Here is a 17,976-nt window from a genome sequence, read left to right as displayed (position 1 = left end):
CCCCGCCCGGATCAGCGCCGGACGAGGAAGCGGTCGACCGCGTCGCGGAAGGCCTCGGGCTGCTCGGCATGCAGCCAGTGGCCGGCCTCCAGGGTCACCACCTCGGCCTCGGGGAGCACCTCCCGCAGGGCCGGCAGCATTTCATCGGTAACGTAGTGGGAGTTTGCGCCGCGCAGCACCAGGGTCGGACCGCTGAAGGCACCCTCGCCCGCCGTCGGCCCCATGATGGTCTCGTAGTCTTCCTGGATCTCGTCGAGCCCCAGGCGCAGCCTGAGCCCGCCCTCCTCGCCACGCTCCAGGTTGGTGGCAAGGAACAACCTCACCGCCCGCTCCTTGACGTGCTCGCCCAGCAGGTCGTCCGCCTCGCGGCGATTGGCCGGCTTCCCCTCCTCGAGGCGGCGCAGGCCGGCGAACACCGTGTCGTGGTCGTGGCCATAGGCCACAGGCGCGATATCGCCAACGATCAGCGAGGCCACCCGCTCGGGCGCCAGGCGCGCCAGCGAGATCACCACCTTGCCGCCCATGGAGTGGCCGAGCAGGTGGGCGCGGGGGACCTCGAGGCGGTCGAGCAGGCGGGTCACATCCTCGGCCATGGCGTCGTAGCCCATCCCCTCGACGTGGGGAGAGCGGCCGTGGTTGCGCAGGTCCACGGTGATCACCCGCCGCGTCGCCTCCCACGCCTTGACGTGGGAGCGCCAGTTGTCGGCGCTGCCGAACAGGCCGTGGATCACCACCAGCGGCACGCCATCGCCACCGGTATCAAGATAGTTGAGCTCTACGCTCATGGCACTTTCTCCTTGGCCGGCTCCCCGGCCTGTGTCAGGGGCGGGACCTCGCCGCCGCAGCGGCAGGCTCGGCCTCGGTAGCCGCCACCAGGCGGCGGCTCAGGGTCGCCAGCAGCACGCCATACAGCGGCACGAAGAACAGCAGGCTGATGCCCAGCTTGATGACATAGTCGACCCAGGCGATCTCCAGCCAGTTGGCCGCCATGAAGGGGTCGGGGCTGTTGTAGAAGGCGATCGAAAAGAAGGCGAAGGTGTCGGCCAGATTGCCGAGCACGGTGGAGATCGCCGGCGCCACCCACCAGGCCCTGAGGCCTCGCAGGCGGTCGAAGACGTGCACGTCGAGGAGCTGGCCCAGCAGGTAGGCCATGAAGCTCGCCACGGCGATGCGGGCCACGAACAGGTTCCACTCCCCAAGCGCCCCCAGGCCCGCATAGCCGCCCCGCGGGAAGACCACCGAGACCACATAGGAGATCACCAGGGCCGGCAGCATGACCCGCATCACGATGGCCCGGGCCGGCTCCTTGCCGAACAGCCGCACGGTGAGGTCGGTGGCCAGGAAGATGAACGGAAAGCTGAAGGCGCCCCAGGTGGTATGGAAGCCGAACAGGGTGAAGGGCAGCTGCACCAGGTAGTTGCTGGCGGCGATCACCAGGATATGGAAGCCGATCAGCAGGGCCAGCAGGCGACGCTGCTGAGCATCGGAAAGCGCGAACATGGAGCATCCTTTTTTTACGGGAGGGGTGAGGGAACCCTCGTGGAACGGGCTGCCGCGGCAGCGTGCGGTCGCGCATTATACGGACCTCGCCTGGCGCTTGCCATGCCAGCAGCAAGAACGCCGCCCCGAGGGGCGGCGTCATGGAGGCGGTCTGGCGAATGCCGCCGCGTAATGCCGTCAGCGCATCAGACCTGGCGCGCCTCGTGGGCGGCGCCCACCTCACGAGCCTTCATGGCCTCGTGCACATCCTGCAGGCTGGCCGGGTCGTCGATGGTGGAGGGGATGCCGAACTCCTTGCCGTCGGCGATGCTGCGCAGCAGCTTGCGCAGGATCTTGCCGGAGCGGGTCTTGGGCAGGCGGTCCACCACCAGCACCTGCTTGAAGCAGGCGATGGGGCCGATCTTCTCGCGCACCAGGGCGATCAGCTCCTGCTCGAGGTCGTCCTCGCGCCCCTCGAAGCCGTCCTTCGGAATCACCAGGCCGATGGGCAACTGCCCCTTGAGGGCATCGTGGATGCCGATCACCGCGCACTCCGCCACGGCGGAATGGGCGCCGACGACCTCCTCCATCTCGCCGGTGGAGAGACGGTGGCCAGCCACGTTAATGACGTCATCGGTGCGACCCATGATGAACAGGTAGCCGTCCTCGTCCACATAGCCGCCGTCGCCGGTCAGGTAGTAGCCCGGGAAGGCCGCCATGTAGGCCGCGTGGAAGCGCTGCGGGTCGCCCCACACCCCCACCAGGCAGCCCGGCGGCATCGGCTGCTTGATCACCACGCTGCCCTGCTCCATCGGGCCCATGCGCTCGCCCTCACGGTCGAGGATCTGCACGTCGAAGCCAGGCACCGGCACGGTGGCACTGCCCGCCTTGGTGGGCATCGGCTCCAGGCCATGCAGGTTGGCGGCGATGGGCCAGCCGGTCTCGGTCTGCCACCAGTGATCGATCACCGGCACCTCGAGCAGGTCGTCGAGCCAGTGGAAGGTGGGCGGATCGAGCCGCTCGCCGGCCAGGAACAGCGCCTTCATGCAGGAGATGTCGTATTGGGCCAGCAGCTTGCCGTCCGGGTCCTCCTTCTTGATGGCGCGGAACGCCGTCGGCGCGGTGAAGAAGCTCTTCACCTGGTACTCGCTGATCAGCCGCCAGAAGGCACCGGCGTCCGGGGTCTTCACCGGCTTGCCTTCGTAGACCACGCTGGTGGCCCCGCGCAGCAGCGGCGCATAGACGATGACGATGTAGGAGTGGCCCACCACCCAGCCCACGTCCGAGGCGGAGAAGAAGACCTCGCCGGGGGCGATGTCGTAGATGGCCTCCATGGAATAGGCCAGCGCCACCGCGTAGCCGCCGGTATCGCGTACCACGCCCTTGGGCTTGCCGGTGGTGCCGGAGGTGTAGAGCACGTAGAGCGGATCGGTGCCCTTCACCGGCACGCAGTCGGCGGGCTCGGCCGAGGCCATCAGGGCGGCCCAGTCATGGTCGCGCTCGCCTAGCTCGGCGGTGTGCTGCTCGCGCTGGAAGATCACGCAGGCATCCGGCTTGTGGCTGCTCTGCTCGACGGCCGCATCGATGATCCCCTTGTAGGGCAGGACCTTGTTGACCTCGACCCCGCAGGAGGCGGCCACCACCACCTTGGGGGTGGCGTCCTCGATGCGCACGGCGAGCTCGTGGGGCGCGAAGCCGCCGAACACCACCGAGTGGACGGCGCCCAGACGTGCACAGGCGTACATGGCCACCAGCGCCTCGGGGACCATGGGCATGTAGATCACCACGCGATCGCCCTTCTCCACGCCGAGCCCCCTGAGGGCGCCGGCGAAGGTCGCCACCTGGTCGCGCATCTCGCGATAGGTCAGGGTGCGCTTGCTGTCGGTGACCGGCGAGTCCCAGAAGATCGCCGGCTGGTCGCCGCGTCCCTGCTCCACGTGGTGGTCCAGCGCCGCGTGGCAGATGTTCAGCTCGCCGTCGGCGAACCAGCGGGCGTGGTTGGCCTCGTCATAGTGAAGGATCTGGGTCGGCGCCTTGAACCAGGGGATACGACGGGCTTGCTCGGCCCAGAAGCTCTCCGGCTGCTCGATGGAGCGGCGAAATTCGTTGGCGTAGGTGCTCATGATCGTCCTGTAGCAGGTCAGTGACATCGAAGGATTGTTGACACTGTAATGCACCAGGCCGCCGACGCCCTCATACGATAGACTAACTTTCGACAAAAGGAGGAGATATCAGGGGAAACATTGTCAACAACAGAGGTGTGCGCCAACCCTCTCTCAACGCGCAGGGACACTCTTCCACTCCCCGACGGGTGGTCTATGCTTTAATCAAGTCCTAAATGAGGAAAGGACGCTCGCCAAGGAGCGATCACAACGGCCTGATCGGAGCCGCTGGCCCCTGAGGGCACGGGGCCAGCACGGCATACCACTTCTGCACCTGCCAGCGCGGGGAATTCACATGGGCAATTCCAACAGCACGGCAGCGCGCCTCCTCGCCGGAGGTGACGCCACCATCGATCGGGCCACGGCGCTGCTCAAGGCCATGGCCAACGACAACCGGCTGCGCATCCTCTGCCTGCTGGACGGGCAGGAGCTCTCGGTGACCGAGCTCAACAGCCGGCTCACCCTCAGCCAGTCGGCCCTCTCCCAGCATCTGGCGATCCTGCGCCGGGAGAACCTGGTCTCCACCAGGCGGGCCTCCCAGACCATCTACTACTCCTGGCAGGGCGACAGCGCACAGACCATCATCGAGGCCCTAGGCCAGCTCGGCATGGCCGACTAGCGGCGGCGCAGGGGGCTCTGCTCCAGCACCTCGAGCCCCTTCTCCAGCGCCCGCTCTACGCCGACCGAGACCGCCGCCCCGAGCCGATCCGCCAGGCGGCGGCGCGGCTCCAGGCGCAGATGGATCACCCGTGCCTCCTTCATGCGCTCCACCAGGTAGGCCTCGCTGGTGCCCAGGGCGTCCACCAGGCCGCGCTCGAGGGCCTCGCGGCCGTACCAGGTCTCCCCGGTGGCCACCGCCTCGATATCCAGCGACGGGCGACGCTCGGCCACGTGACGCTTGAACAGCGCGTGAACCCCCTCCAGCTCGTCGATGAACTTCTCGCGCCCCTCCTCGCTGTTCTCGCCGAACACGGTCAGGGTGCGCTTGTAGCGCCCGGCGGTCAGCACCTCCACGTCGATGTCGTGGCGCTTGAGCAGGCGATGCACGTTGGGCACCTGGGCCACCACGCCGATGGAGCCGACCACCGCCAGCGGCGCGGCGCGCAGCTGGTCCGCCCCGCAGGCCATCAGGTAGCCGCCGCTGGCCGCCACCTTGTCCACGCACACCGTGGTCCTCAGGCCCGCCTCGCGCAGCCGATCGAGCTCGGCGGCCGCCAGCCCGTAGGCATGTACCAGCCCCCCGGCGGACTCCAGGCGCACGATCACCTCGTCGCCCTGGTCGGCGGCCTCGATCAGCGCCGAGACCTCCTCGGCCAGCCGACCGGTGGCGCTGGCACGCAGGTCGCCATGGAAGTCGATCACCCAGGCGATGGACTGCCGCGCCTTCTCCCCCTTGCGCCCGGTCTTGTCGCGGGCCTTGTCCTCGCGGCGAAAGGCCTTGATGAGACGCTTGCGGGCCCCGGGCTCGCTGGCGGCCAGGGTCAGCCGCCGCCGGCGGTAGTCCCGGGCATCATTGAGCTCGTCCAGGCGCAGTCGGCTGCGATCCCCCACCTCGCCGCGCACCCGGGCCACCAGCGCCACCACCACAGCGATGATCACCACCAGGCTCACCAGCTGAGCCAGGAACATGCCAAAATCGGCCAGCCAATCGTTCATGATGCTCTCCTGTCCGTGTCCGAGCGCCTGCCCATGCCCCCTAGCACGCCAGGCGTGCCGGGCAGCGTCAAGGCGCTTGAATGAAACAATCGTTTGAAATAACCTGATGACCGATGCCCACCCACCCCCAGGAGTCCCGATGAGCCTCTCCACCCTCGAAAAGCTGCAGTCCCGCTTCGACGCCCAGTCCGCCCAGGGCATGGATGACGTCTTCCAGTTCCACTTCAGCGATGCCGGCAGCCACTACCTGGTGGTCAAGGACGGCGCCCTCGACATCCAGGAGGGTGAGCATGACGATCCCTCCGTCAGCCTGAGCATGTCCACCGACACCCTCAAGGGCCTCATGAACGGTGAGGTCAACGGCATGACCGCCTTCATGACCGGCAAGCTCAAGGCCACCGGCAACGTGATGCTGGCCACCAAGCTGACCAGCCTCTTCCCCAAGGGCTGAGGCAGCACGCCCCGCCACCATCGGGCCGCCCTGGGCGGCCCGATGTCGTTCTAGCGGGCCGCCACCTCGGTCAGGTGGGTCTCGATCAGCGCCCGCGAGATGGAGTAGAGCGGCGGAAGCTGCGGCAGCCGGCGCGGCGAGTACCAGGCCGCATCGGCGATCTCCACGCCGTCGATGCGGATGCGCCGACTGGCCGCCTCGGCGAAGAAGCCCAGCATGAGCGAGTGCGGGAAGGGCCAGGCCTGGCTGCGGAAGTAGCGGATGCGCCCCACCTGCAGCCCCACCTCCTCGAAGACCTCGCGACGCACCGCCTCCTCCGCGGACTCGCCGGGCTCGATGAAGCCGGCCAGGGTGGAGTAGCGTCCCGGCGGGAAGCGCGGGCTGCGCGCCAGCAGCAGCGCATCACCATGGGTCACCAGGGTGATGATGCAGGGCGAGATGCGCGGGTAGTTGCGGTGGCCGCAGGTGCGGCAGTGCATGGCGAACTCGGCGTCGAGGCGCTCGGCGGGGGTGCCGCAGCGGCCACAGAAGCGATGGTCGCGCAGCCAGGCGCCGACCTGCAGGGCGGTGGAGAGCAGTGCGAAGCGCGACTCCGGCAACCTGGCGAGCCAGCCCCGCCCATCCGGCCAGGTCTCTTCCGGCGCCGCCTCCAGCGACAGCGCCACCGGCTCGTCATGCCAGTAGCAGAGCGGCTGCATGGCCGGCGCCCAGGGCTGGGGCGGCTGCAGCAGGTCGCCATCGGGCCCCGGGGCGATGCGCCCCTCGGCCAGGCGAATGACGCGCCCCGCCGACGCCTCGAGGGGCAGCTCACGCCGCAGCATCAGTGCGGCACCCCCTCGCCCATGCGGTCCCAGCGACACTCCCCGGACGCCTCGCGGATCGCCGTCAGCTTGGCGCGGTGGGCGGCCAGCTCCTGCTCGCTGGGAGAAAGCACCGCCAGGCGGCCCGGCTCCAGGGCGAGGCGGCGAATCGCCATCCCGCCGCTGCCGGCCACGCCGCTGTCACCGCCGGCCGAGGCGTCCAGGGAGAGCGCGGTCTGGCCGCCGGTCATCGCCAGGTAGACGTCGGCGAGGATCTCGGCGTCCAGCAGGGCGCCGTGGAGCACCCGGTGGCCGTTGTCGATCTCGTAGCGCTTGCACAGGGCGTCGAGGTTATTGCGTTGCCCCGGATGCTTCTCGCGGGCCATCACCAGGGTATCGAGGATCCCGCAGTGCGCCGCCACCGGGCCCAGGCGAGGTTCGCCGCGCGCCCGATTGAGCCTCTCGAACTCGTGGTCGATGAAGCCGACGTCGAAGGGAGCGTTATGGATGACCAACTCGGCGCCCTCGATGAAGGCCCAGAACGCATCGGCAATCTCGGCAAACCGCGGCTCGTTGGCCACCCGCTCGTCGGTGATGCCGTGCACGCCCACCGCCTCCGCCTCGATCTGCCGCTCGGGGTTGATGTACTGGTGGTAGGTGTTGCCGGTGAGCCGGCGATTGACCATCTCCACCGCCCCGATCTCGATCAGGCGGTGGCCTTCCCGGGGGTCGATGCCGGTGGTCTCGGTGTCGAGGATGATCTGGCGCATGGGAAACTCTCTGGCTCAGGAAGGATGGGGAGGACGACGACCGGCTCAGGCCCGGGAGTGCGCCGCATCGATGGCCTCGTTGGCAAGCGCATCGGCGCGCTCATTGCCCGGGTGGCCGCTGTGGCCCTTGACCCAGTGCCACTCGATGCGATGGCGGTGGGTCTCCTCGAGCAGCTCTCGCCACAGCTCGGCATTCTTCACCGGCTGCTTGCCGGCCGTCTTCCAACCGCGCTTGACCCAGTTGTGGATCCACTCGGTGATGCCGCGGCGCAGGTACTCGGAGTCGGTCCACAGCTGCACGCGACAGGGCCGCTTGAGCTCGCGCAGCGACATGATCGCGGCCATCAGCTCCATGCGGTTGTTGGTGGTGCGGGACTCGAAGCCGTTCAGCGCCTTCTCGTGCTGACCGCTCCTGAGCAGGGCGCCCCAGCCGCCGGGGCCGGGATTGCCGCGGCAGGCGCCGTCGGTATAGATGATCACCTCGGGCAGGGCATCGGCCCCTGTCTCGGTCAGCGTCTCAGTCAACCTCTGTCATCCTTTCCTGATCGTTTGGGGGACATGGCTCGGCCAGCCAGCGCGACTGGCCGAGCCGGGTCGCGCCCAGGGCCGAGCCACCGAAGGGCCTGGCGAAACCGAGCGAGCTCCCCTGGCGCTGGGCCAGCTGGGGGCGTCGGCTCGCCTGGATCATATAGCTGTCGCCGAGCGGCAGGTTGTGCCGCCGCCCGAGGGTCTCGAGGGAGGCGTTGCGGGGCATGCCGCCGGGCAGATGAAAGCCGCAGTAGTCTACCCGCTCGATCTCGAAGTCGACAAATGCCAGCCAGTCGCGCAGGCGAGCCGGCGTGCGCCAGTGGCCGCGCCAGGGCAGCCGCCGCCGCCGGCCGGGCCACACCCGCGGCAGGGCCCCCGGCGAGAGGGGCATCCAGCCGAAGATGATCAGCCGGCCGTCGTTGCGGGTTACCCGGGCGGCCTCCTGTAGCGTGCGGTGGGGGTCGGGCGCGACCTCGAGCAGGTGGTGAATCACCACCAGGCTCAGGCAGCTGTCGGGTAGCGGCAGGGCATCGAGAGGACAGATCAGGGTGGCGGGATGCTCGGCCAGCTCCCGGATCGGCGCCCAGGCCATGGGGTGGCGCACCGGGCACATGTCCGCCAGCGCCCCGCTCATGCCAAGCTCGAGGCTGTGCCCGCCGAACAGCCGCTCGCACACCGGCCCCAGGCAGGCGCGCTCGGCCTGGCGCACCGCCTGGCCACCGGGCGTGGCCCAGAAGCGGCGCCCGTCCCGCACCAGCGCGGCCAGGGACGAAAGCGTGGGAGAAATTGACATTGGCAGCAGGTTCCTCCATTCTGGGCGGATTTTGCGACCCGTTCATGCCCATTCAGGACGCCATGCCCATGTTGAGCGTGACACCGATTCCCGCGTTTGGCGACAACTATATCTGGCTGCTGCGCCAGGACACGAACTCCGAAATCTGCGTAGTCGACCCGGGCGATGCCGCCCCGGTGATCGAGCTGATCGAGCGGGAGGGACTCACTCTCTCCACGGTGCTGATCACTCACCACCACCAGGATCACACCGGCGGCCTGCCCGAGCTGATCGAACGCTATGCGCCGCGGGTCATCGGCCCCAACAATCCGAAGATTGCCGGCATCGACGAGCGGGTCGGCCAGGGTGACGAATTCCGCGCTCTGGGCAGGCTGTTCGAGGTGCACGAGGTACCCGGGCACACCCTCGATCATATCGCCTTCTTCACCGCCGGCATCCCGCCGCTGCTGTTCTGCGGCGATGCCCTGTTCAGCGCCGGCTGCGGCCGGCTCTTCGAGGGCACCCCCGAGCAGATGCACGCCTCCCTCGGCAAGCTCGCGGCGCTGCCCGACGACACCCTGGTATTCGCCGCCCACGAATACACCCTGGCCAACCTGCGCTTCGCGTTGGCCGCGGATCCTCACAATCCGGATGTGGCCAAGGCCATGGAGGAGTGCCAGCGCGCCCGGGAGCTCGATCGCCCCACGCTGCCGAGCCCCCTGGCCCGCGAGAAGCGCATCAATCCTTTCCTGCGCTGCCGGGATGCCGGCGTACGCCAGGCGGCCTCGGCCCATGGTGACACCGACAGCGAATCGGCCACCTTCGCCACGCTGCGCAGCTGGAAAGACAACTTTTGATACAGCCCCGATTGGACGTCATGCGGATTGCCCCGCTGTCGGCGGGACCGCTTACGACCAGGAGGAACCCTTCCAGATGACCTTCCACACCAAGCGACGCAGGTTGATCGGCTTCGCCAGCACCACGGCCCTGATCGGCTCGCTGCTGGCCAGCGGCGTCTACAGCCAGGCCGCCACCCTCAGCCCCGAACAGCGCCAGAACGCCCTCAAGGGCACCGCCTCGCCCCCCCAGACCGCCGAGACCCATCGACTGCCCACAGAGCAGCACTTCTGGGATGCCCTGGCCCTCGAGCCCCGCGATGCCTGGAGCCGACTGCGTGCCAGCTTCCAGTGGCAGGAGCGCCTCGACGAGCCCCGGGTCCAGGAGTGGATCGAGTATTATCGCCAGAGCCCCCATAACATCGTCGAGATCACCGAGCGCGCCCGCCCCTGGCTGGCCTGGATCGTCGAGCAGGTGGAGGAGCGCGGCCTGCCTGGCGAGATCGCCCTGATCCCCTTCGTCGAGAGCTCGTTCGACCCGACCGCCCGTAGCCACCGCGGCGCCGCCGGCCTGTGGCAGTTCATGCCCGGCACCGGTGACGCCCTGGGCCTGCGCCGTGGCAACGGCTACGATGGCCGCCTGGACGTGGTCGCCTCCACCCGCGCCGCCCTGGACTACCTGGAGCTGCAGGCCGACCAGTGGTACGACGGCGACCTTGAGCTGTCGCTGGCCGCCTACAACGCCGGCGCCGGCACCGTGAACCGGTGAACCGGTCGCGCCGCAACGCCATCGCCCAGGGCCACGCCGGCGACTACTGGAGCCTCTCCCTGCCCCGGGAGACCATGAACTACGTACCCAAGCTCAAGGCCATCGCCGCCATCATCAACGATCCTGACCAATACCAGGTCGCCCTCCCCGAGATCGAGGACGCGCCGGCATTTGCCAAGATCCCCGTGGATCGCCCCCTGGCCCTGGACGAGGCCGCCCGCCTCTCGGGCGCCAGCCGTGGCGAGCTGGCCGAGCTCAATCCGGCGCTGCGCAACGGCACCGCCAACCCCGGCCAGGCCCGGGTCCTGCTGGTGCCCGCCGACCGCGCCGACACCCTGATGGCCCGCCTGGAGACGCCCGCCTCTCCGGTCGGCAGCGGCGAAGCCCGCTACGTGGTGCAGCAGGGTGACAGCCTCTCGGCCATCGCCTCTCGCGAGGGCGTGAGCGTCGCCCAGATCCGCCAGGCCAACGGGCTCAACGGCGACATCCTCCAGCCTGGCCAGGTCCTCGACCTGCCCCGCCAGAGCCTCGCCTCCCGATAGGCAGGGCGCCCCGAGCGGCGGCAGGCTTGCCAAGCCGCCCGGGGCCTGACACCTTATTGGCCGACCGATGCCGGCCCCGCGGGCCGGCTGCCACCGACCAAGGATGTCGCCGATGCCCGTAGCCCTGTGCCGCCTGCCCCTGGCCGCCTGCCTTGCCCTCGTCTGGCTGCTGACGACCGCCACGGCGGTGGCGGCCTCGCCGGACCCGATGGCGACGGATCGGACGCCCACCGTCCATGGCCTGGCGCTCTACGACGAGCCGGCGCTGCCGGCGGACTTCCCTCACTTCCCCCACGTCAATCCCGAGGCTCCCCGGGGCGGCACCCTGACCCAGGCCGCGGTGGGCGGCAGCTTCGACTCCACCAACCCCTTCATCATCCGTGGCACCCCGGCGGCGGGGCTCTTCGAGATCTATGACACCCTGGTGGAGGGCAACCCCGACGAGCCCTTCTCGGTCTATGGCCTGCTGGCCGAGGGCATGCGCCTCGACCCCGAGCGCAACTGGATCGAGTTCGACCTGCGCCCCGAGGCGCGCTTCCACGACGGTACGCCGGTCACCGCCGACGACGTGGTCTACAGCTTCGAGCTGCTCACCGAGCAGGGAAACCCCTTCTATGGCGCCTACTACGCCGACGTGGAGAGCGTCACGGCCCTGGACGAGCGCACCGTGCGCTTCGACTTCGCCGAGGTGCACTCCCGGGAGCTGCCGCTGATCGTCGGCCAGCTGCCGGTGCTGCCGAAGCACTACTGGGAGGAGCGCGACTTCACCGCGCCGAGCCTCGCCGCCCACCCGGGCTCCGGCCCCTACCGCATCGCCGAGGTGGACCCAGGCCGGCGCATCGTCTATCAGCGAGACCCGGACTACTGGGGGCAGGACCTTGCGGTGAAGCGCGGGCGCCACAACATCGACCGGCTAGTCTACGACTACTACCGCGACCGCGACATCGCCTGGGAGGCCTTCAAGGCCGGAGTGCTGGATTACCGCATCGACGCCCGCGCCGCCACCTGGGCCATCGGCTACGACTTCCCCGCCTACCGTGACGGCCTGGTGCGCCGCCTGGCGGTGCCGGACGGCCAGCCGGCCCGCATGCAGGCCTTCGTCTTCAACCTGCGCCGCGACAAGTTCGACGACCCCCGGGTGCGCGAGGCGCTCTCGCTCACCTTCGACTTTCCCTGGCTCAACGCCAACCTATTCTACGACGCCTATCGGCGCACCGAGAGCTACTTCCAGAACTCCGAAATGGCCGCAAGCGGGCTCCCCGAGGGCGAGGAGCTGGCCCTGCTGGAGCCCTGGCGGGACCAGCTGCCCGAGCGGCTCTTCCAGGAGCCGGTGCCCCACGAGCACCCGCTGGACTTGCGCGAACGGCTACGCCTGGCGCTGGACCTGCTGCGCGAGGCGGGCTATGAGGTCCAGGGCAATCGCCTGGTCCACGGCGAGACCGGCCAGCCGCTGAGCGTGGAGGTGCTGCTTTTCGACACCGGCATGGAGCGGGTCACCCAGCCGATGCTGCGCAACATGGCGCGCCTGGGCATCCAGGGCAGCATCCGCATCGTCGACATCAACCAGTACCTCAACCGCCTGCGCAGCTTCGACTTCGACATCACCGTGGGGCAGTTCCCGCAGTCGAACAACCCCGGCAACGAGCAGCGCGACTTCTGGACCAGCGCCGCCGCCGAGACGCCCCAGAGCCGCAACCTGATGGGCCTGGCCGACCCGGTGGTGGACGACCTGGTGGAGCGGCTGATCCGCGCCGACAGCCGCGAGGCGCTCAACGTCACCGCCCGCGCCCTGGACCGGGTGCTGCTGTGGCGCTTCCCGATGATCCCCCACTACCACTCCGGCGAGACCCGCATCGCCATCTGGGACAAGTTCGGCTGGCCCGAGCCCTTCCCGGCCTACGGCATGGACCTGGCCGCCTGGTGGGTGAACGCCGAACGCGAAGCCGAGATCAACCAGCGCCTGCGCCGCCGCTGACGCGGCTGGCGATGTCGCCAAGCCCGAGATGCCAGAGCCCGGCATGCCAGAGCCTGATATGCAAAAGGACACCCCATCGTGAGCCGCTATATCCTGCGCCGCCTGCTGCTGATGATCCCGACCCTGATCGGGATCATGCTGCTCAACTTCATCATCGTGCAGGCCGCCCCGGGCGGGCCCATCGACCAGATGCTGGCCCGCTTCGAGGGGGCCGATGCCATGGCCAGCACCCGGCTCGAGGCCGGCGGCGAGGTGATGGTGCGCGACGAGTCCCGCGGGGCTCGTGGCATCGACCCCCGTTTCATCGAGCAGCTCGAGGCGCAGTTCGGCTTCGACCAGCCCGCCCATGTGCGTTTCCTCGGCATGATGCGCGACTACGCCACCTTCGACTTCGGCACGAGTTTCTTCCGCGACCGACCGGTGGTGGAGCTGATGATCGAGCGGCTGCCGGTGTCGATCTCACTCGGGCTCTGGACCACCCTGCTGGTCTACCTGATCTCGATCCCGCTCGGCATCCGCAAGGCGCTCCATCACGGCTCGCGCTTCGACGTCTGGACCTCGGGGCTGGTGATCGTCGGCTACGCCATCCCGGGCTTTCTCTTCGCGATACTGCTGATCGTGCTCTTCGCCGGGGGCAGCTACTGGGACCTCTTCCCGCTGCGCGGGCTCACCTCGCCGGACTTCCACGAGCTCTCCACCTGGGGCAAGGTGAAGGACTACGCCTGGCACATCACCCTGCCGGTGGTGGCGATGACCATCGGCAGCTTCGCCACCCTCACCATGCTGACCAAGAACAGCTTCCTGGACGAGATCCACAAGCAGTATGTGCTGACCGCCCGGGCCAAGGGAGCGAGTGACGCCGGCGTGCTCTACGGTCACGTCTTCCGCAACGCCATGCTGATCATCATCGCCGGCCTGCCAGGCGCCCTGATCGCTATCTTCTTCACCGGGTCGCTGTTGATCGAGGTGATCTTCTCGCTGGAGGGACTGGGGCTGCTCGGCTTCGAGGCGGTGATGCAGCGCGACTACCCGGTAATCTTCGGCACGCTGTACCTGTACACGCTGATCGGCCTGCTCCTCAAGCTGATCTCCGACCTGACCTATGTGTGGGTGGACCCGCGCATCGACTTCGAGACGAGGGAGTCCTGAGCCGATGGCCACCAAGTTCAAGGTGTCACCGATCACCCGCCGCCGCCTGGCGGTGTTCAAGGCCAACCGCCGCGCCCGGGTCTCGCTGTGGGTGTTCCTGGCGCTCTTCGTGGTGAGCCTCGGCGCCGAGCTGATCGCCAACGACAAGCCGCTGGTGATGCGCTACGACGGCCAGTGGTATGTGCCGCTGCTGGTCGACTACCCGGAGACCGAGTTCGGCGGTTTCCTGCCCACCACCGCCGACTATCACGACCCCTTCGTGCAGGCGCAGATCGCCGAGCACGGCTGGGCGCTCTGGCCGCCGATCCCCTTCTCCTACCAGACCCTGGACATGCAGATGATGCGCCCGTCGCCGGCGCCGCCGGATGGGCGCCACTGGCTCGGCACCGACGACCAGGGGCGCGACGTGACCGCCCGGGTGATCTACGGCTTCCGGCTCTCGGTGGCCTTCGCCCTGGTGCTCACCGCCGGCTCGCTCGTGATGGGGGTGCTGGTGGGCGGCATCCAGGGCTACTTCGGCGGCAGGACCGACCTGATCGGCCAGCGTTTCACCGAGATCTGGTCGGGACTGCCGGTGCTGTTCCTGCTGATCATTCTGGCGAGCTTCGTGCAGCCCGGCTTCTGGTGGCTGCTCGGCATCATGCTGCTCTTCTCCTGGCTGGGCCTGGTCGACGTTGTGCGCGCCGAGTTCCTGCGCGCCCGCAACCTGGAGTACGTGCGCGCCGCCCGGGCCATGGGCTTGCCACCGCGGCTGATCATGTGGCGCCATGTGCTGCCCAACGCCATGGTGGCCACCCTCACCTTCGTGCCCTTCCTCTTCACCGGGGCCATCACCACCCTTACCGCCCTGGATTTCCTGGGCTTCGGACTGCCCCCGGGCTCGCCGTCGCTGGGCGAGCTGGTGGCTCAGGGCAAGAACAACCTGCACGCCCCCTGGCTCGGCATCACCGCCTTCGTCAGCCTGTCGCTGATGCTCTCGCTGCTGGTGTTCATCGGCGAGGGGCTGCGCGACGCCTTCGACCCCCGCCACGTGCGCCATGCCGCCACCCCGGTGCCCGCCGCCGGGTCGCCCACATCGCCCGCCCGGAGCCAGACCGATGCCTGATGCCCCGTCCCGCTCCCCGCTGCTGCACCTCGAGGAGTTCTCCGTCGCCTTCGACGGCGTCACCGTGCTGGACCGCCTCACGCTCACCGTGAACCGTGGCGAGACCCTGGCCCTGGTGGGCGAATCCGGCTCCGGCAAGTCGGTCTCGGCGCTGGGCGCCATGGACCTGCTGCCGGGCAACGCCGCGGTCAGCGGCGAGCGCCGGTTGGGCGACACCGACCTTGGCCGCCTGAAACGCCGCGACTGGCAGGGGCTACGCGGCGGCCGGGTGGGCTTCGTCTTCCAGGAGCCAATGACCTCGCTCAACCCGCTGCATACCGTGGGCAAGCAGATCGGCGAAACCCTGCGACTGCACCAGGGGCTCTCGGGGCGGGCCGCCCACGCTCGCATCATCGAGCTGCTTGGCCAGGTGAAGCTGCCGCGCCCCGAGGAGCTGATCGACGCCTGGCCCCACCAGCTCTCCGGCGGGCAGCGCCAGCGGGTGATGATCGCCATGGCCATCGCCAACGACCCGGAGCTCCTGATCGCCGACGAGCCCACCACGGCGCTCGACGTCACCGTGCAGCAGGAGATCCTGGCACTGCTCGCCGAGCTGCGCGACCGCTACGGCATGGGCATGCTCTTCATCACCCACGACCTCAACCTGGTGCGCCGCCACGCCGATCGGGTCTGCGTGCTCTACCAGGGCCGCGAGCAGGAGACCGGGCCGGTGGCCCGGGTCTTCGACGCGCCGGCCAGCGCGTACACCCGCACCCTGCTCGACGCCGAGCCCGTGGGGCGCCCGCTGGCGGTGCCTCACAGCGCGCCGCTGCTGCGCGCCACCGGCCTCGGGGTCAGCTTCCAGCGCCCCAAGAAGCTCTTCATGAAGCGCCCCCCGGCCTTCGAGGCGGTCAGGCCGCTCGCGCTCACCCTGGCGCCGGGGGAGACCCTCGGCATCGTCGGCGAGTCGGGCTCCGGCAAGACCACCCTGGCGCTGGCGCTGCTGCGCCTCACTCAGAGCCGCGGCGAGATCACCTTCGGCGACACCCGCCTGGATACCCTCACCGGCGCCGCCCTGCGCCGCATGCGCCAGCGCTTCCAGATCGTCTTCCAGGACCCCTTCGGCTCGCTCTCCCCGCGCCTTCCCGTCTCCGAGATCGTCAGCGAGGGGCTGCGCTTCCACCACCCCGAGCTCTCCGCCGACGAGGTCGCCCGCCGCGTGGCCGCCACGCTTACCGAGGTGGGGCTGCCCGAGGACTGCGCCGACCGCTACCCCCACGAATTCTCCGGCGGCCAGCGCCAGCGCATCGCCGTGGCCCGGGCGATCATCCTCGAGCCCGAGTTGCTGGTGCTCGACGAGCCCACCTCGGCGCTGGACCGCACCGTGCAGAAGCAGCTGGTGGCGCTCTTGCGCGACCTCCAGGCCCGCCGCGGCCTGAGCTACCTCTTCATCAGCCACGACCTCGCCGCGGTGCGCGCCATGGCGCACCGCATCATGGTGCTCAAGGAGGGAGAAGTGGTGGAGAGCGGGGAGTGCCTCGCGGTGCTCGAGAACCCGAGCAGCGACTACACCCGGGCGCTGGTGGCCGCGGCGGGGCTGGCGCCGCGGGTGGAATGACTTGGAAATTATCCTCTGGAGGGGTTACTGGTGCGTTATCCCCTCCGGCGGATAATGCGTCGCCCGGGCGGGCGCGGCCACCCTACCGGCTGGAACCCCCTGCATCGAAAGCGGGAGGTTTCGAGGCCGTTAATGTGAATGCCAGCAGTAGCGCCAACCAGCTCCCATAGACCAGGATCCCGACCGGGTAGGCGAAGAAGGCATAGCTCAACCCGAAGTCGATGAAGGTCACCGGCAGCAGCAGGCCGGCCACCGCTAGGCTGCGCCGCGCAGGGTCACTGTCCACGAGACGGGGGGTAAACACCCACAGCGGCAGCAGATAGAGCGCCAGCAGAGCGAGCAGGGCCGGCAGGCCTCGCCGCACCCAGGCATCCAGCAGGTCGTTATGGGCGTGCCAGTAACGATCCATCCCCGGCGCCACCCTGCCCTGCTCCACCAGCTCGCTCATGGCCTCGGCGTAGCCGCCGTGGCCGCGCCCCATCCAGGGGGACTGGGGGATCAGCAACAGCGCGCCGCGATACATCTCCAGCCGCGCCCCCACGGAGCCGTTCGGTTCGCCCGCCAGGTAGTCCGCCGCCTCGTCCATGGCCACGCCCACCCGCTGCTGTACCCCGCTCTGGGGCGTGAGGTACAGACCCGCCAGCAGCAGCGTCACCGCACCGACCGTCAGCCAGCGCCAACGCGCCGGCCAGTCGCGCAACCAGGCACGATAGAAGACCAGCGTCGCCAGTGGCAGCGCCAGCCAGCCGCCGCGGGTGCCCGACAGCGCAGAGGCCAGCAGCCCGCCCGCCGCCCCCAGCAGCAGGACCACGAGCCAGCGCCGACGAGACTCCTGCTGCCACGCCCAGCCCAGCCCCGCCAGGCAGAGCAGGCCGGTAAGCAGGGCCAGGTTGCCGAACAGGATCGCGTTCACCTCACCATGGCCATTGGCGCGACGCACGCCCTCGACGCCCGCCTGCCAGAGCGCCCAGAGCCCGTTTCCTGCCCCACTCAGCGCCAGGCCTCCCCACCACCAGGCCAGCGCTGGCCTCAGGCGGTACACCGCAGGACCCACGGCCGCGGCCAGCAGCGCGGCCAGCAACGCGGCCAGCACCGTGGGCCAGGCGAGCGCCAGTTCACCATGCCATAGCCCCGCCACCAGCTCAGCAGCGCCAAGGCACAGCAGCGCGGCGGCGGCACACCATAGCGGGCCGGCCGGTGGCAGCGAGGCGGCACCACGTCGCCAGGCCAGGAGGGCGATCAGCAGCAGGGGAAGCGGGGCCAGCCAGTAGCCCATGGGCAGCAGCAGCGGTGCGGCCAGCATCCCCACAACGGCGATGTCGCAACCTCTCCCCGGCAGCAGCCCATGGCGTGATCGACTTCCTTCTTCCATCGGGGGCTTCTTC

18 protein-coding genes are annotated in these 17,976 nt (G+C 69.2%); 9 read left to right on the top strand and 9 right to left on the bottom strand.

Annotated elements, in window-relative coordinates; all coding sequences use genetic code 11:
* Positions 1 to 11: 11 nt before the first annotated feature.
* The 3 genes from B6N23_RS00415 to B6N23_RS00405 all read right to left on the bottom strand — a co-directional run bounded on the left by B6N23_RS00415 (position 12) and on the right by B6N23_RS00405 (position 3,602).
* Complete coding sequence (locus B6N23_RS00415) at positions 12 to 785, bottom strand: alpha/beta fold hydrolase (protein WP_305501133.1); 774 nt, start codon at positions 783 to 785, stop codon at positions 12 to 14.
* 34 nt (positions 786 to 819) lie between these two features.
* Entirely contained in the window at positions 820 to 1,500 is a 681-nt protein-coding gene (locus B6N23_RS00410; RefSeq protein WP_305501131.1) for a 7-cyano-7-deazaguanine/7-aminomethyl-7-deazaguanine transporter, read from the bottom strand.
* A 185-nt stretch (positions 1,501 to 1,685) separates the two neighbouring features.
* A complete protein-coding gene (locus B6N23_RS00405) occupies positions 1,686 to 3,602 on the bottom strand; it encodes a propionyl-CoA synthetase (protein ID WP_305501129.1) in 1,917 nt (638 codons plus the stop codon).
* A 334-nt stretch (positions 3,603 to 3,936) separates the two neighbouring features.
* Between B6N23_RS00405 and B6N23_RS00400 the strand changes: the two genes are divergently transcribed.
* On the top strand, positions 3,937 to 4,260 hold the full coding sequence (locus B6N23_RS00400) for an ArsR/SmtB family transcription factor (protein WP_119021105.1): 324 nt from the start codon (positions 3,937 to 3,939) through the stop codon (positions 4,258 to 4,260).
* On the opposite strand, the gene sohB is transcribed toward B6N23_RS00400, so the two are convergent.
* A complete protein-coding gene (sohB, locus tag B6N23_RS00395; RefSeq protein ID WP_305501124.1) occupies positions 4,257 to 5,297 on the bottom strand; it encodes a protease SohB in 1,041 nt (346 codons plus the stop codon). The genes B6N23_RS00400 and sohB overlap by 4 nt on opposite strands.
* Positions 5,298 to 5,436: 139 nt before the next feature.
* On the opposite strand from sohB, the gene B6N23_RS00390 reads away from it, so the two are divergent.
* A complete protein-coding gene (locus B6N23_RS00390; RefSeq protein WP_305501122.1) occupies positions 5,437 to 5,748 on the top strand; it encodes an SCP2 sterol-binding domain-containing protein in 312 nt (103 codons plus the stop codon).
* 50 nt (positions 5,749 to 5,798) lie between these two features.
* Here B6N23_RS00390 and nudC read toward each other — a convergent pair whose 3' ends face one another.
* Genes nudC through B6N23_RS00370 form a run of 4 tightly spaced genes read right to left on the bottom strand, consistent with a single transcriptional unit; the run spans position 5,799 to position 8,639 of the window.
* Positions 5,799 to 6,569 carry an NAD(+) diphosphatase gene (gene nudC, locus B6N23_RS00385; protein WP_305501120.1) on the bottom strand — a complete coding sequence of 257 codons (771 nt, stop codon included), beginning with the start codon at positions 6,567 to 6,569 and terminating at the stop codon, positions 5,799 to 5,801.
* Positions 6,569 to 7,318, bottom strand: a complete 750-nt coding sequence (gene dnaQ, locus B6N23_RS00380) for a DNA polymerase III subunit epsilon (protein ID WP_305501118.1) — start codon at positions 7,316 to 7,318, stop codon at positions 6,569 to 6,571. Before dnaQ ends, nudC begins: the two co-directional genes overlap by 1 nt.
* Positions 7,319 to 7,363: 45 nt before the next feature.
* The gene (rnhA, locus tag B6N23_RS00375; RefSeq protein ID WP_379687228.1) at positions 7,364 to 7,843 is read right to left on the bottom strand and encodes a ribonuclease HI; all 480 of its coding nucleotides are present in this window, start codon (positions 7,841 to 7,843) and stop codon (positions 7,364 to 7,366) included.
* Entirely contained in the window at positions 7,836 to 8,639 is an 804-nt protein-coding gene (locus B6N23_RS00370; protein ID WP_305501114.1) for a class I SAM-dependent methyltransferase, read from the bottom strand. The genes rnhA and B6N23_RS00370 overlap by 8 nt, the downstream gene beginning before the upstream one ends.
* 68 nt (positions 8,640 to 8,707) lie before the next feature.
* Here B6N23_RS00370 and gloB point away from each other — a divergent pair, with 68 nt between their 5' ends.
* The 7 genes from gloB to B6N23_RS00340 all read left to right on the top strand — a co-directional run bounded on the left by gloB (position 8,708) and on the right by B6N23_RS00340 (position 16,591).
* Positions 8,708 to 9,475, top strand: a complete 768-nt coding sequence (gene gloB / locus B6N23_RS00365) for a hydroxyacylglutathione hydrolase (RefSeq protein WP_302142843.1) — start codon at positions 8,708 to 8,710, stop codon at positions 9,473 to 9,475.
* 76 nt (positions 9,476 to 9,551) lie between these two features.
* Complete coding sequence (locus tag B6N23_RS16995; RefSeq protein WP_369424757.1) at positions 9,552 to 10,223, top strand: transglycosylase SLT domain-containing protein; 672 nt, start codon at positions 9,552 to 9,554, stop codon at positions 10,221 to 10,223.
* Positions 10,220 to 10,765 carry a LysM peptidoglycan-binding domain-containing protein gene (locus tag B6N23_RS16990; RefSeq protein ID WP_369424756.1) on the top strand — a complete coding sequence of 182 codons (546 nt, stop codon included), beginning with the start codon at positions 10,220 to 10,222 and terminating at the stop codon, positions 10,763 to 10,765. The genes B6N23_RS16995 and B6N23_RS16990 overlap by 4 nt, the downstream gene beginning before the upstream one ends.
* Before the next feature lie 112 nt (positions 10,766 to 10,877).
* On the top strand, positions 10,878 to 12,740 hold the full coding sequence (locus B6N23_RS00355) for an extracellular solute-binding protein (RefSeq protein WP_379687233.1): 1,863 nt from the start codon (positions 10,878 to 10,880) through the stop codon (positions 12,738 to 12,740).
* 78 nt (positions 12,741 to 12,818) lie between these two features.
* Positions 12,819 to 13,889: a microcin C ABC transporter permease YejB gene (locus tag B6N23_RS00350; protein ID WP_302142840.1), complete on the top strand. Its 1,071-nt coding sequence runs from the start codon at positions 12,819 to 12,821 to the stop codon at positions 13,887 to 13,889.
* Between the two features lie 4 nt (positions 13,890 to 13,893).
* Positions 13,894 to 14,994, top strand: coding sequence for an ABC transporter permease (locus tag B6N23_RS00345; RefSeq protein ID WP_305501112.1), 1,101 nt, complete (start codon positions 13,894 to 13,896; stop codon positions 14,992 to 14,994).
* A complete protein-coding gene (locus B6N23_RS00340; protein ID WP_305501110.1) occupies positions 14,987 to 16,591 on the top strand; it encodes an ABC transporter ATP-binding protein in 1,605 nt (534 codons plus the stop codon). The genes B6N23_RS00345 and B6N23_RS00340 overlap by 8 nt, the downstream gene beginning before the upstream one ends.
* An 82-nt stretch (positions 16,592 to 16,673) precedes the next feature.
* Here B6N23_RS00340 and B6N23_RS00335 read toward each other — a convergent pair whose 3' ends face one another.
* Entirely contained in the window at positions 16,674 to 17,963 is a 1,290-nt protein-coding gene (locus B6N23_RS00335; protein WP_305501108.1) for an O-antigen ligase family protein, read from the bottom strand.
* Positions 17,964 to 17,976 lie beyond the last annotated feature (13 nt).

Origin of the sequence: Halomonas alkalicola, from assembly GCF_030704205.1 — a bacterium.
GTDB classification, from domain to species: domain Bacteria; phylum Pseudomonadota; class Gammaproteobacteria; order Pseudomonadales; family Halomonadaceae; genus Halomonas; species Halomonas alkalicola.
The sequence above is the reverse complement of the archived record's forward strand: the minus strand, read 5'-3'. Positions and strand labels throughout refer to the sequence as shown.